Raw genomic sequence first — 13759 nt, forward strand, 5'->3', positions numbered from 1 at the left:
GGAAGCCGTGCCGACAGTACGCAGGGCTTTTTTTATTACTGGTTCTTCCCCGTATGTGAAAGGGTTACGGTTGCTGTTTTTCCTTTTCCATTATGCTCATAGCGAATTTTTACTTTATCTCCGCTGCTATGTTCATATAAAACTTTTCTCAATTCAGCCTCACTGCTGATTTTTTTGTTGCCAATTGACTGGATCAGGTCACCTTGTTCAATTCCAGCCTTGCCTGCTGGAGAACTTGGTTCAACATTTACTGCGACTACGCCTTTAGCATTTTCATCGATACCAGCTTGTTCAAGGTACGTTCCAGGAATATCATCGAGGCTTGCAACTGCAATTCCTAGATATGGTCTTGTAATCTGACCATCTTTCATCAATTGATCGACAATCGTTTTCACTTGATTACTTGGGATTGCAAAGCCGAGGCCTTCCGATCCGCTATCGGAAATCTTCATGCTGTTGATGCCAATCACCTGACCACTTGTGCCAATTAGGGCACCACCACTATTCCCCGGGCTGATCGCCGCATCAGTTTGAATAACATCCATCGTCCATTTGCCAGCTGATGTGCTGACTGGAATCGAGCGGTCCGCAGCGCTGATGATGCCTTCTGTTACTGTGCGCGATAGCTCGAGGCCGAGCGGGTTCCCAATTGCCCACACTTGGTCTCCTGCACGTACCTTGTCAGAGTCGCCAAAAGCAATCGTCTTCAGGTCAGTTCCTTTTGACTTTACTTTAATCATAGCGATGTCTGTAAGCGGATCCCGGCCAACGAGATTGGCTTTGACTGTCTTGCCGTCTTGGAGAGAAACTTCCAATTTATCCGCATCTTCCACGACGTGATTGTTCGTCACGATGTACGTATAGCCGCCTTTGATTTTGTAAACAACACCGGATCCTGTTCCGGACTTCTCAAGAGAGGACTGGCCAAATTCCTGCTTTTGCTGATAGTTGACAACACCAACGATTGCCTTGGAGGCTTGCTCGACCATATCGGAAACAGATTGCCCATCTGCCGAGAGGGGTTTCGTATCTACATTTGATGTCTCCACTTGATTCTGCTCTGTACTATTGTGCAGATTCCCCTCATAAGCATCGCTTACATATGGTGCTGCCGTCAGGGTAATGACTGAACCGATTACACTAGCCGCAAGAGGAGTCAGCCATTGCTTTAAGCGGCCTTTCCCTTTTCTTTTACCAGGGTGCGGTTGCACAATCAGTTCATCCTGTTCATGAGTCCCTTTGTCTTCTCTGGCCTTCTCATTGGAAACTGCTGTGCTGTCAAAATGCTTATTTTCATCTATATCAGATCGCCCGCCGACCGTTTCTCCCTCCTGCCCGCCCGGCTGCGATTTGTTTTCATAGAAATCATTTTCACTGCCCATCTGTTTCACCCTCGTCTTGTTTGATAAGTTTATCTTACAAAGCGAATGTGTCAGGAGTATGTCAGGCAAAAAGAGTTTTGAAAAAAGGATATTGTTTTCGTTTTCTCATGATGTCCAAAAAGAAAAAGGCACCTTCTTCAGATGCCTTCCCTTCACCCAATATTGCGCACTGTCGGCAAATCAAGGCGGAAAATTGTCCCTTCCTCACTGCTTCCAACGAGCTGGAGGTCTCCCCCCATCGCCTGTGCCATCATCTTGCTGTATGGAAGTCCGAGTCCGAGGCCGCCAATTTTGTATTTCTTGTTCTCCCCGCGGTAGAACCGTTCGAAAATCAGTTCCTGCTCTTCATCTGGAATCCCCGTTCCTGTGTCGCGTACTGTAACAGAAATTGTTCCAGACTCCCGGCGGATGGTCGCAGTCACTTTCCCTTCACCGTCCATTGCATGCACTGCATTGTTAGCGAGGTTCGTCATAATCTGATGGAAACGCATCGCATCGGCATCTACTAACAAATCATCGTCGCTGCTTCTTCCGTGGATCTCTAATTCCATTTTCACCCCGGTTCCTTCATGTGTAATGTTCCATTCACGAACAAAGTCTCCGGCCAGCTGCTTCATGGAGTAGATCGCTTTATTCACTGCAACTGCATTGGAAGCAAAAGCGTTGAAGTCGAGAAGATCGCCAACCATATGCTTCATCTTCTCTGTTTCTTTCAAGCAGATCTCCAGGAACTGATCGGCTTCTTCACCACTAACGACCTTGTCATTGAGTGCTTGCAAAAGCCCACTAATTGATGTAATCGGTGTCTTCAACTCATGGGTAACCCCAGCAAGCAACTCTGTCCGCAATGCTTCTAGGCGTTGCAGCTGCTGAGACATTTCTTTGAACGAAATGACCAGATCGTACACTTCCTCTTCACGCATGTCTTCTGGCAAAATAATTTTATAATCGCCTGCCTGTATTTGCCTAGCCGCCTTTGAAACACGCTTAATCGGTCGCGAAAGACGTTTCGATAAAATATAAATTGCTGCCCAACCAAGCAATGCGAGACTGACAATCATCAGTCCGAGCTGGCGATACTCATGGTGGACTTTTACAAGCTCATTTTTCGTCTCTGCTACAACGACCCAGCCGACAACATTCTCTTCAATCTCAATTGGCGCCTTGGCAACATATAAAGAACGTCGCGGCTTACCTACCCTGACCTTATGGACCGATTCCTTGTCTTGAAGTATGGATATAGGAAGGTCCTTCTCATAGTTGTGAGGAGCACGGTTTGCAGATAGGACATTGCCATTCATGTCGGAAATATAAATAAGCGGATCACCTGACATATCCAGGAGTTGGTCTCGTGTCGGAAGGCTTTGTGTCTTGCCCTTCTCTGTTGTAAGACTACTGTCCTCACCAGTGAAACGGCCGGCAATTTCATGAGACATGAAAACCATCATATCGAGTCGATGCTGCAATGTATTATGGCGTACCCAGATTGCCGAGATGATCGCTATACAGGAAAGCCCAAAAACAAGCGTAATCAAATAGCGGGATGTCCAGTATCGCTGAATCGGGATGCGTTTCTTACTTCTCTTCAAGAACATGAAAGCTGATACCCCAATCCGCGCATTGTTTTGATTTCCCCTTCTTCTTGCGGCCAGTCTTCAAGAGCCTGGCGAATTCGTTTTACAGAGAGGTCGACTGCACGGTCGCTTCCGTCATAGTCCCAGCCCCATACATGTTCAATGAGCTCGTCCCTAGTGAAGGCGCGGTTAGGATTCTCGGCGAGGAAAAGGAGCAATGACATATCCCGTGGTGTCAGCTCAATTTCACGCCCTCCCAGTGAAATCCGCCGTGCGGCAAAATCTACTTGCAAACTGCCGAATGTCTTTAGATCTTTATCTTCAATGGCACTACGTCTGAGTACGGCTTGTACACGTGCCACGACTTCCACCGCTTCAAAAGGCTTCGCTATATAATCATCTGCCCCCTGTGAAAGACCGTCCACTCTGTATTCCACATCGCCAAGTGCCGTCAGCATAATGACAGGGCACTGTCCTTCCGCCCGAATATCCTCAAGAATTGCCCAACCATCACGATGCGGCAACATGACGTCCAGCAGTACAAGGTCCGGATTCTCTTCATAAAAAGTCGGTAGTGCTCTTGCTCCATCTGCCACAAGAACCGTTTCATAACCCGCCTTTTCCAAATACACACGCAGTACTTGGCTAATCGCCATCTCATCTTCCACAATCATGACTTTCCCACTCATCCGGACACCTCCCACAGACTCTTTTTCTGCCATTGTAGCATAGCTTCGTGTCAGGCTCGTGTCAGCATAAGGCTCTTAAAAAGGAAAGCGAGGTTGAGATAGAAGTGTTTTAGCCTCTAGAAAACCCGAACTGGGGCAAAGATAAAATTGCCCCAGTTCGGGTTTTTCGTTTTCGACTATAAATTCTCAAAAGTATTTTAGGGTAAGCCGCCGCTGCGAAAAGAATGCTCGCTTTCACCCAAGGGCATAATTGCGACATCTGTTCAAGCTACCTTTTCAGTCGCTTTCTCAGTGTCTTTCTATACCTGTGGGCAAGCACTGAGCCACTGTGGCGCAAGCGCCTCACTGTCTCAGCCTGCTTTACTAATCACTTATTTGTATGAATGACACGTGTGTCCGCAATCATATCGTGTATGCCTTTTTTCCGTTCAGCGAATCCAACAACAATATAAAGCAGATTCGTAACAACAAGTACTCTATGAAGGAAACGGCCAACAATTTCACGAAAAACAAGGTCGCTCCAACTAGGCAAATTACCGTCTTTACGGATTACTTTTATACCAAAAATCATCTTCCCAAGCGTCTGACTGCTAAACTTCGTCATTAGCAGAAAATACAAGTAAAGTACGATGGTCGAAATGACACCTGTCAATGTCCAAAAGCCAATCGTAAATTCTCTGCCTCCATTCGGAATGAATGGCAGCAGGATAATCCCGTTGATCGCGCCTACAATGATCAGATCGGTCACATACGCCCAGAACCGTATCCAAAAACCAGCATACCGCACTGGAACACGCGGGGGTTCCGGGGGAGCCGGCGCAACCGTATATTGAATCACTTCTTCTGACATGCCAGCACCTCCCTTATTCCGTATACAGATACATCGCACGCGGTGTTTTGGATTTATTCAAAATTTCCCGGATGCCGAAGAAATCACGCTCGGCACCGAATGCTTTCTGCATCGTCACGCCCGCCCATGAACCAAGGAATCCGCTGCCATCGTACTGGAAGACTTCAGCGCCCTTCATCTTGTGATCCTTTTTCATAAGCGCGATTGTGTCGTCCAATGAACCGAGCTCATCAACGAGACCATTTTTCTTAGCTTGGAGACCCGTGTAAACCCTTCCATCACCAAGCTTGCGCACCTTGCTCTCGGACATGCCGCGGCCATCGACTATGACCTTGACGAACTCTCCGTACATCTGGTCAATTATTGTCTGCAAAAGATCCCGCTCATCATTTGTCATCTTGCGTGTTGGAGACAGAATATCTTTATACTTGCCGCTCTTAATTGTATTGAAGTCAATTCCTAGATCATCTGCCAGTTTCGAGTAGTCCATAGTTTGCATAATGACACCGATTGATCCTGTAAGCGTGGAAGGGTGGGCGACGATTTTCTCAGCTGGAGCTGATACGTAGTAACCGCCTGATGCTGCTGTATTTCCCATCGAAACATAGACTGGCTTCTTATGCTTCTTCTGGATATCGACAACCTTGTCATGCACTTCCGCGCTCTCCATTACTCCGCCCCCTGGTGTATTGACCCGCATGATGATACCTCCGACTGTGTCATCCTCTGCTGCTGCATCCAGATACTTCAGCAGGCGCTTATGATTGTAGCCACTGGAGGAAAGGATACTTCCTTCTCCATCATCCTGAATGACTCCTTCGAGCGGAACGACAGCAATCCTCTTGTTCAGAGAGCCTTCCTTAATGACTTCTTCAGTGTATTCACTGTTCCAGCCTGCCACCATTTCATCCCAGTTCGTAGCCATTGATACAGTAGCCTGAGATATAAGGGAAACAATTAGAAGCAGGAAAGCAATTCCCAATGCAGCCCAACGTTTTTTGCTCATATGTATGAATACTCCCCTCTCTAAAAAACCTGCCACTCTTGAATTCAAGAATGACAGGCATTCCATAACTTATTCGTATAGAACCGGTTCTTCTTCCTTCTTTTCATCTCTGTAAACGACTCGTGTGCCGCAAATCATATCATGCAAAGCTTTCTTCTCTCGATTCCAGCCTGCGATCATATAACCGATCATAAGTGGAATGGCCGACAAAATCTGTGCGAAATATCGACCAATTGACTTGCCGATGCCAATCTGAGTCATATCCTTATTCAGTACTTGAATACGGCAAATGAGTTTACCAGGTGACCCTCTGAAATGAGTAGCTGTGAAGATAATGATGAAGATAATAGCATATAGCAAAGATACAGAAAAGCTAGTTAACGGTAACCCTATCGGTTCACCGGTAGGATCAACAAGTTCACCTATCAACATCTGTTTTTCGCCAATAATAGCTGTAACAATTGCAGCGAGTACATTACTGAAGATCCCATCCAGAAATGCAGCTAGAAGGCGTATCCAAAATCCTGCTGGTTTGTAAGTTACCATATGTTTCTCCTCCTTTTAGCAGAATACTAACACACACATCCCATTACCTCCGTTATAACAGAATATTCCTGTTAATTCAATTCATTCTAGAATTTTCATTATCTCGTTTACCTATAAATAAAACAAAGGGACGTCTTCTCTTTATTGAGAAGACGTCCCTTTGTTCCCGGTTAAGTTGGGATTCTGCTGTTTTCTTCGTTTATTCTACTGTTCTATAAGTTTTTTGTAACACTTTTCCGTTGGATTCTAACACTATTGCCAAGAATTCAGCCTTTTCCAGTAATAAGACTGAATCAGACTAATACTAGACCGCATCTTCAGCCGAAACTCGTTCAGCAGTATGCTCTTCCATTTCTCGAGGAATCATCAGACCGAAAATAGCACCTGCCGCAAGTCCGATTAGTCCAGGAAGCACCCATTCCAAACCATAGGAGGAGAGGGGCATCGCTTCACGAATCGTATCAAAGATTCCAAGATTAAGACCTGCAGCATGCAAACCGCCAAGCAGTGCAAATACGCCAGTGAATAGAATTGTCGTCGCATAAGCAATACGCATATTACGGAACAAGCCGCTGCAGAATGTTAGGACGACAAGCATGATTGTAATTGGATATGCCGTTACAAGGAATGGCACAGATACTTTCAAAATTTGTGCAAGTCCCATATTGGCAAGCAGGAAACCGATCAAGGAAACACCAAAAGCGACCTGTTTATGACTCGCCCAAGAGATTAATTTCGAGAAATATTGGCCGCATGCCGAGACAAGCCCGGCTACCGATGTGAGGCAAGCCATAAGGAACATGAGCCCGAGAATGATCTTCCCAGCAGGACCGAACAACGTCTGTGCCATTGCCGAGAGTAGTGAAGTCCCTGCTGCGAATTCACCCGCCGCTCCCATTCGCGCACCGCTCATGCCAAGGAAAATATAAACGAATGAAAGAAGCACACCAGCAACGAGGCTGGCCAGAATCATATTGATGCGCAACTGCTTTTTGGACTCTACACCTTTATCCTGGATTGCTGTTAAGATAACAATGCCGAACGCAAGGGCAGCAAGGGCATCCATCGTATTATAGCCATCAAGGAAACCGGCAAAATAAGCACCTGAACTGTAAGCTTGATCAGGAGCCTGTGTTGGCGCACCAAGATGCGTAAGGGCCACCACACAAAGAATAATCATGACGCCAAGCAATGCCGGGGCCATCCAGCGCCCCATATACTTGTCCATCTTCTCCGGCTTAAGCGCAATAAGAAATACGAGAGTAAAGAACACAAAGGTGAAAATCCCGAGTCCAAGCGTCATATGAGCCGGATTTTTGATAAAGGGTGCCGCCGCCATCTCAAAAGCGACCGTTGCATTACGCGGGATTGCAAGGAGCGGCCCAATGCAAAGATAAACGAGTACAATGAATATCGTGGCAAACTTAGGATGTACACGGCTGCCTATTGTCCGAATGCCACCCTCAACGAGTGAAATTGCGAATAAGACAGCAAAAGGAAGGCCAACTCCGGTTGTAATAAAACCTATAATCGCCGGCCAGAACGAAGTCCCTGCCTGTGCACCAAGCATCGGCGGGAATATTAGGTTACCTGCTCCGAAGAACATGGAAAACAGCATGAAACCGATGAAAAGGGTATCCCTTTTTTTCATGATGTATATTCTCTCCTTCTCTAAATAAAAAAGTCCGTTTTTGACATGGAAAAACGGACTTGTAGAATACTTGATTTGTGATTGAATTTTTTCTTAATTCATATAGTACACAACGTCTTGGAGAGGGTCAATGCAGTTACAAATAGTAAGTAAATTTTAAATAATCATTTTAATCAATCATAGAAAAACTTGTAATCTAATAGTGTGGAAAACGGCGATCATGGAGATAATAGGAAGGTCATTAAAAGGGGGATATGATGTTGGAATATGCTTTTATTACAATTAAACTCCTTACCGGATTCATTCTATTATTCTTCCTTGTTCATATAGTTGGCAAGAAAATGATCAAACAGATTACGCCTTTCCATTTCATCTCGGCTATCGTATTGAGCGAACTTATCGGTGATGCCACTTACAATAAAGGAGTATCGGTATTCCAGATTGCATTTGCAATCCTTTTCTGGGGTGTGATCCTATTTGTCATCGAGTGGGTGGCAATGCATTTAACAAAGTTCAGACGGTTCGCAGAAGGGGAACCTTCGATGCTCATTGAGGATGGTGTGGTCAATTTCTCCACACTCAAAAGTTGCCGCATGAACTTGAGTCAGCTGCAAAGCATGCTTCGTCAGAGCGAAACATTCTCCATTAGAGAAGTCGCCTATTGCTTCCTGGAACCGAATGGATCTCTCAGCATCATGAAGAAGCCGACATATCAAAAAACGGTACAGCAAGACTTCTCCATGCCATTTAAAAAAGCCGAGCTGCCTCTCGCTTTAATTCGGGATGGAATCCTCATTCCGAAGAATCTTGAAGAGCTTGGCAAAGATGAAGCATGGCTTCATCAGCAGCTTTACAAACAGAATATCCAAAGCATCGGAGAAGTCATTTTTGCGGACTGGGCAGAGAATAGTCTCTACGCAATTCGATATACTTCCAGTTGAACAGCTCCACCTGTTAACAGGAAACGTGCTATAATCAGCAAAAAGGAGGCTGCTCCGATGAACGGTTTTGCTCATAGTGCTATTGGTTTCGGTGTCGGGTTTGCGATTGCTGAGACTTCCGCCGCCAGTCCATTCGAAACAGTTCTGCTCATCAGCGCAGGCAGCCTGTCCGCGCTCGTTCCGGATCTTGACATCAATGGCAAACTGACAAATAGAATGACTTTGCCCCACCAGTTTTTAAAAACTATTACGACAGTTGCCGGCTGTCTTATCATCTACTTGACGCTTACCCATGTACTGCAAATCGAAATGTGGCAAGGAATTGGCCTTGGTGTAGCTCTAATCGGTACAGCTCAGTGGATCTCGAAACGCTTCATGCTATCTATCACCGGTATGCTCATCATCGCTGCCGGACTATTTATAAGTAAAATCTGGCTAACGCTATTTGGAGCCTATGTACTTATCGCCAGTTTTCTATCTCATCGCACCTATACCCACAGCTTGCTCGGACTTGGTACATTTGCCTGCATTGCCTGGCTCTTTTCCCGTGATATGAACATGAATGACCTCTTTTTCGCTTGTTCATTCGGTTATGCCAGCCATCTGCTCGCTGATATGAGATGGGTACCTGGGAATAAAAAGGGGATTAAGCTCTTTCTCCCGCTGAGCAAAAAGAGCTTCTGACTGGACATTGTTCAAAAAAACCGCCAAAAATAGGCATATATCCCCTATCTTTGCCAATTTCCCTATGAGATAATGGGTTACAGCTCCACAAGAAGAGCTGAATGCAAAGCGGGGAGTGAGGATTTATGTTCGTACTCACACGCACCAGAGGCAAGATGACAGAAATGCTTAAAGACTCAAGCAGTCCGTTCAAAAAGGTGTTTGCCTCGTATTCAGACGCACAGTTACTCGCCAATCAATTAAACAGCCACTTGACAAGCACTACGCTATGGGAAGTGGAACAATTATCATATAGCCAAAAATCAAGCCTCGATTGACGTGTGGCTTGATTTTTTATGTATATGCAAAGAAAATCAGATATCCGAGAAGGACGAGCAATCCATAGAAAATCCCACTGTCCGATGTCCCTCCGACTTCACAGATTTCTTCAGTGCGGGCACGTTCATCATATGTCTTGTTCAAAATGCAGGAAATCTGACGCTCCGCATGATGTTTGTATAGTGTATTCCCCCTCCATCCGAAGAAAATTGCTGTCGCTAAGCCGGCGAGAATGTCTGGAATGCCAGGTAGATGTCCGAACACCATCATAAGAATGGCATCAGCAACGATCAGGACCCCAAAGACAAGCAACAGATTGCGATACATTTTCCGGTAGCCAAGCCAAAATGGTGCCACAAAAAACGCCGCCCAGTTCCAGCTATTTCTCTTCTGCCAATTCTTGAGATAGTAATTCTCATTCTTCTCTAGAAAGAGCAGAAGATGAGCCTGCTCAGGAGCCTGCTTCGGGACTTGTTTACCTGCCTGCATATCTTCGAGTTGTCCCGCATATTCACTGAGATTCTCACCACAGAAAGGGCAGAAATTTGCCCCCTCAATCGTCATTCGTCCGCAATTCGGACAGTAATTCATGCTGCATCCGCTCCTCAATGCCCTTCCTTCTTTCCAGCCTTTGGCCAGATGAAATACGAAACGGAAATGGCATTGTCAATTATTACTATGATTCCCCAAACTTTAAGCGTCGCAAACAGATCTGCGCTTTTCTCTGAATTCCCGACAATCCAGACCATAATAAACAGGAGCAGAGCCCCGATGCAATATGCCAGCACATGCTTCAGCGAACTTTTCATGGAATGACGTGCATACGTATATCCTGTACGCTTAATCGGCCGCTCTCCTTCCCTCTTAATATAGTATCGGAAACGCTCATCAGCCCAACGAATCATGTCCTTCCCGTACACAACGGAAATAGCAATGTACAATGGAGCAATCGAATGCGCAATCGTTGGAGTCGCCCCCTGATAGATATCGATCCCTGTCACAATTAATAGAATGAGATCAAGAACCGGAGTCATCGCCAACAAAACGAGCCCCGCACGCTTCATCCCAAAAATATACCGGGCGACGAGTCCTCCAAGAATGAATACCCAGAAGCCGATTTCACAAGCAACAATTGCCCAAGCTATGAAATTCAACGGACAGCCGCCTCCTTAAATAGATACTTCAAAAAGTAAATCCCGTCATCACTTCAACTATTGCAAAATAAGCAATTAATATTAAAAATGCATAAAGAATTCCAAAAGCATTCGTTCCACCTGCAGCTTCAATTTTTCTCAGTTGATTGCTTCCAGGTTCTGTCACAGCTTCTATTTCAGATATTTTTCGTTTCATATGCTTTCGATACAAATCATTCCCTCGTAACCCGAAGAAAATCGCTGCACCCATGCCAAGTGCGTTGTTTAAAGAATCCTCATTAAAACCGGATATCCGAAGCATCATAATATCGAATAAAATATAGATTCCAAATAATATGAATATCAGCTTATACATTTTCCTGTATCCAAGCCAAAAAGGAGCGAAGAAAAAGGCAACCCAGTTCCAGCTGTTTTCCTTCTTCCACTTATTGAAATAATACTCCTGATTGGAGCGTACAAAATAAAACTGCTTTCCATGCTCAGACGTATGTACACTTTCAGCACTTGCTGAAATCTCCTCAATCGGCGCTTGCTCGTTTACTCCGACCGCCTCTCCACATTTCGGACAGAATTTCGCTTGCTCCAATAGCTCAACTCCACATTCTTCACAGTACATCCTTACTCCGCTCCTCTCTAAAGATTTAGATTAAGGGGATATCTGTTTAATTATACTAATGTTATGATGGAAAGGAACCTTTTCCAAAAAAATTCAATTAAGGGAGTGTATAGCATGAAGGCAATCTTGAGAAATAAAGATAATTTTGTCAAAGAAGTGAAAGTCGGCTTTAGTTGGACGACATTCTTCTTTGGCTTTTTCCCGGCATTAATCCGTGGCGATCTGAAATGGGCGGCAATCATTTTCATTGTTACTTTAAGTGTTGGCTTTTTCACTGTAGGGATTGGCGGTTGGGTGACCAGTCTTGTTTTTGCCATTTCTTATAATAAAATTTATACAAAGAATTTGCTTAAAAAAGGTTATGAACCAGCAGATGAAAAATCACGAAAGCTACTAGAAGATCGTGAAATCATCTCACGTATCGCCAGCTAAATAAAAAAGGAACCTGCCCATTGGAATTGGACTGGTTCCTTTTTTATTTTCGTTCATTACTTTTTAACAGGCTTACCTTGTTGCTTTCCTTTTACAGCTTCAGAAATCACTTCAGCAATCTTCGTATTATCAATTGTTCCTGTCAATTTATCCGCTTGTGGTCCAAAAGCGTATACCGGTACATCGACACCTGTATGTCCTGTCGTTGTCCAGCCGATAAGCGCACGGTTGCTAATTACTTTAGCGATACCATCTGCTGCGGATTTCTCATCAGCAATTCTCTTAATCTCTTCCTCTTTCAAATCTTTAATGCCAGCGAATTTCTCCATCACTTCAGGAATATTTGTCTTCTCCTTGTTCACCTGTTTGCCCATGTATTCAGCGGAACGTGTGACATTGCGAATTATATCTTTGTTGAATCCGTATGTACCGCCAGCACCGATCGACATGCCGCCGGTCTCATGGTCGGCCGATACGATCACTAGCGTATCTTTGTTGCGTTCGGCGAACTCTTTCGCCACTTTGACAGCATCATCAAAAGCGAGTGTCTCTCTCATAGTCGAAGCAGGATAATTCACATGGGCCGCGTGGTCGATTCGTCCACCTTCCACCATTAGGAAGAATCCTTCCTTTTCCTTAGATACGACATCAATTGCTTTTTCTGTCATTTCAGCAAGGCTTGGCTCTTTTGTAAGATCGCGGTCCAACTCATAATTCATATGACTTGTATTGAAGAGTCCGAGCAGCTTGCCTTCCTTCGCTTTTTCAAGTCCCTTCGCATCTTCAGCAATTGTGTAGCCTCTCTTTTCCGCATCCTTTAGCAGGTTCAATCCATCTTCCCGCTTGCCGCCTTCACTCTTAGGCAGGAATTGTCCTTTCCCACCTCCGAGCAAGACGTCGACTTCATGTTCCTTCAGCATTTGCACGGCAATTTCATTTTCTTTGTCGCGATGATCAATATGTGAAGCGAATGCGGCTGGTGTCGCATGTGTAATCCGCGTCGTTGTAACGAGCCCTGTTGCCTTACCTCTGTCCTCTGCTTCCTCCAGAACCGTCGCCACTTCGAAATGATCCTCGTCCTCCTCATGTTTTTCTTTTTCAGGTGCCAGGCCGATCACATTGTTATCTGTTTTGTGGCTGGATGAGAAGGCTGTAGCTGCTGCTGCAGAGTCTGTCACTGTATTATCATGTGAAAACGTGCGTGCGAATCCGATATTTTTAAAAGTGTTCATCGTTAAATCTTCTGTGCCGAATCCGTCACCTTTCAAATAAGAAGCTGCCGAGACTTGTGTTGGACCCATGCCATCGCCAATCAACAGGATAACGTTTTTAGGCTGCTTGCCATTTCCTTTACTCCGATTGTCATCCAGTTGTTTCGCCTCTGCTACCCCATTTGACCAGCTCTCTGATGGAGGTGCTGCATAAGTTACTGCTGCTGCTGTTCCGACAAGTGCAAGAACCCCTGCTTTTTTGAAAGATTTACGCATGAACATTCCCCTTTCATAATTTGTTACAAGTCAAGATTAGCAACTGATTGTTAACAGAGTGACAACCGAGTTCAAAGTCTTATTTACAATTTTGGAAGAAATCATTAGAATCTCCCGGAATCCCTTGTAACTGCCCGTTTTCTTTGCTATAGTGGACACAAATTGAATTATCTATTGAAATGATTTAGAAGTATGGATAGAGGCGCAGCTGCCATCAGTATCCGGCATAAGGAGAATGGGCTCCGATGATTGGCGGGGAAAGGGACAGTTGCCGAAGCGAGAAATGATCCTGTGTGCTTTTTTCGCTGGGGCTGCATTGAACAAGTGCAGAACTGTCATGTAGGCGACTATATGGAGGGCTACCTTACGCACGGAAACGTCTTGAATTTACAATGTTTCTATGCAGCAGCCGCCCGCTGCTGCATTTTG

General features: G+C 45.1%; 15 protein-coding genes and 1 riboswitch. Of the genes, 4 read left to right on the forward strand and 11 right to left on the reverse strand.

The annotated features are described in order from the left end of the window. Window positions 1–35: 35 nt before the first annotated feature. From QR721_RS12605 to brnQ, 7 genes are all read right to left on the reverse strand, one after another. Window positions 36–1382 (reverse strand): S1C family serine protease, encoded by a 1347-nt coding sequence (locus QR721_RS12605; RefSeq protein WP_348027512.1) that lies wholly within the window; start codon window positions 1380–1382, stop codon window positions 36–38. A gap of 152 nt (window positions 1383–1534) precedes the next feature. Then, entirely contained in the window at window positions 1535–2977 is a 1443-nt protein-coding gene (locus tag QR721_RS12610; RefSeq protein WP_348027514.1) for an ATP-binding protein, read from the reverse strand. Next, complete coding sequence (locus tag QR721_RS12615) at window positions 2968–3645, reverse strand: response regulator transcription factor (RefSeq protein ID WP_348027516.1); 678 nt, start codon at window positions 3643–3645, stop codon at window positions 2968–2970. The genes QR721_RS12610 and QR721_RS12615 overlap by 10 nt, the downstream gene beginning before the upstream one ends. 367 nt (window positions 3646–4012) lie before the next feature. Next, window positions 4013–4495 (reverse strand): RDD family protein, encoded by a 483-nt coding sequence (locus QR721_RS12620; RefSeq protein WP_348027518.1) that lies wholly within the window; start codon window positions 4493–4495, stop codon window positions 4013–4015. A gap of 13 nt (window positions 4496–4508) precedes the next feature. Continuing rightward, a complete protein-coding gene (gene sppA, locus QR721_RS12625) occupies window positions 4509–5501 on the reverse strand; it encodes a signal peptide peptidase SppA (RefSeq protein ID WP_348027520.1) in 993 nt (330 codons plus the stop codon). 69 nt (window positions 5502–5570) lie between these two features. Beyond that, window positions 5571–6047, reverse strand: coding sequence for an RDD family protein (locus QR721_RS12630; protein ID WP_348027522.1), 477 nt, complete (start codon window positions 6045–6047; stop codon window positions 5571–5573). 304 nt (window positions 6048–6351) lie between these two features. Further along, window positions 6352–7698: a branched-chain amino acid transport system II carrier protein gene (gene brnQ, locus QR721_RS12635; protein ID WP_348027524.1), complete on the reverse strand. Its 1347-nt coding sequence runs from the start codon at window positions 7696–7698 to the stop codon at window positions 6352–6354. 260 nt (window positions 7699–7958) lie between these two features. Between brnQ and QR721_RS12640 the strand changes: the two genes are divergently transcribed. From QR721_RS12640 to QR721_RS12650, 3 genes are all read left to right on the forward strand, one after another. After that, window positions 7959–8639 (forward strand): DUF421 domain-containing protein, encoded by a 681-nt coding sequence (locus tag QR721_RS12640; protein WP_348027526.1) that lies wholly within the window; start codon window positions 7959–7961, stop codon window positions 8637–8639. 57 nt (window positions 8640–8696) lie between these two features. Continuing rightward, complete coding sequence (locus QR721_RS12645; RefSeq protein ID WP_348027528.1) at window positions 8697–9323, forward strand: metal-dependent hydrolase; 627 nt, start codon at window positions 8697–8699, stop codon at window positions 9321–9323. A 125-nt stretch (window positions 9324–9448) separates the two neighbouring features. Continuing rightward, the gene (locus QR721_RS12650) at window positions 9449–9640 is read left to right on the forward strand and encodes a hypothetical protein (protein ID WP_348027530.1); all 192 of its coding nucleotides are present in this window, start codon (window positions 9449–9451) and stop codon (window positions 9638–9640) included. Window positions 9641–9656: 16 nt separating this feature from the next. Here the strand turns inward: QR721_RS12650 and QR721_RS12655 are convergent, their stop codons facing one another. From QR721_RS12655 to QR721_RS12665, 3 genes are read right to left on the reverse strand one after another with little or no spacing between them, the layout of a single operon-like run. Continuing rightward, window positions 9657–10232: a DUF2628 domain-containing protein gene (locus QR721_RS12655; RefSeq protein WP_348027532.1), complete on the reverse strand. Its 576-nt coding sequence runs from the start codon at window positions 10230–10232 to the stop codon at window positions 9657–9659. A gap of 14 nt (window positions 10233–10246) precedes the next feature. Continuing rightward, complete coding sequence (locus QR721_RS12660) at window positions 10247–10795, reverse strand: hypothetical protein (RefSeq protein WP_348027534.1); 549 nt, start codon at window positions 10793–10795, stop codon at window positions 10247–10249. A gap of 28 nt (window positions 10796–10823) precedes the next feature. Continuing rightward, window positions 10824–11411, reverse strand: coding sequence for a DUF2628 domain-containing protein (locus QR721_RS12665; RefSeq protein WP_348027536.1), 588 nt, complete (start codon window positions 11409–11411; stop codon window positions 10824–10826). A gap of 114 nt (window positions 11412–11525) precedes the next feature. On the opposite strand from QR721_RS12665, the gene QR721_RS12670 reads away from it, so the two are divergent. Beyond that, a complete protein-coding gene (locus tag QR721_RS12670; protein WP_348027537.1) occupies window positions 11526–11843 on the forward strand; it encodes a DUF2628 domain-containing protein in 318 nt (105 codons plus the stop codon). Window positions 11844–11899: 56 nt separating this feature from the next. Here the strand turns inward: QR721_RS12670 and QR721_RS12675 are convergent, their stop codons facing one another. Then, the gene (locus QR721_RS12675; RefSeq protein WP_348027539.1) at window positions 11900–13330 is read right to left on the reverse strand and encodes an alkaline phosphatase; all 1431 of its coding nucleotides are present in this window, start codon (window positions 13328–13330) and stop codon (window positions 11900–11902) included. Between the two features lie 189 nt (window positions 13331–13519). Then, a riboswitch (Lysine riboswitch) is annotated at window positions 13520–13700 on the forward strand. The last annotated feature ends 59 nt before the right edge of the window (window positions 13701–13759 follow it).

The organism is Aciduricibacillus chroicocephali (assembly GCF_030762805.1).
Taxonomy (GTDB): Bacteria; Bacillota; Bacilli; order Bacillales; family Amphibacillaceae; genus Aciduricibacillus; species Aciduricibacillus chroicocephali.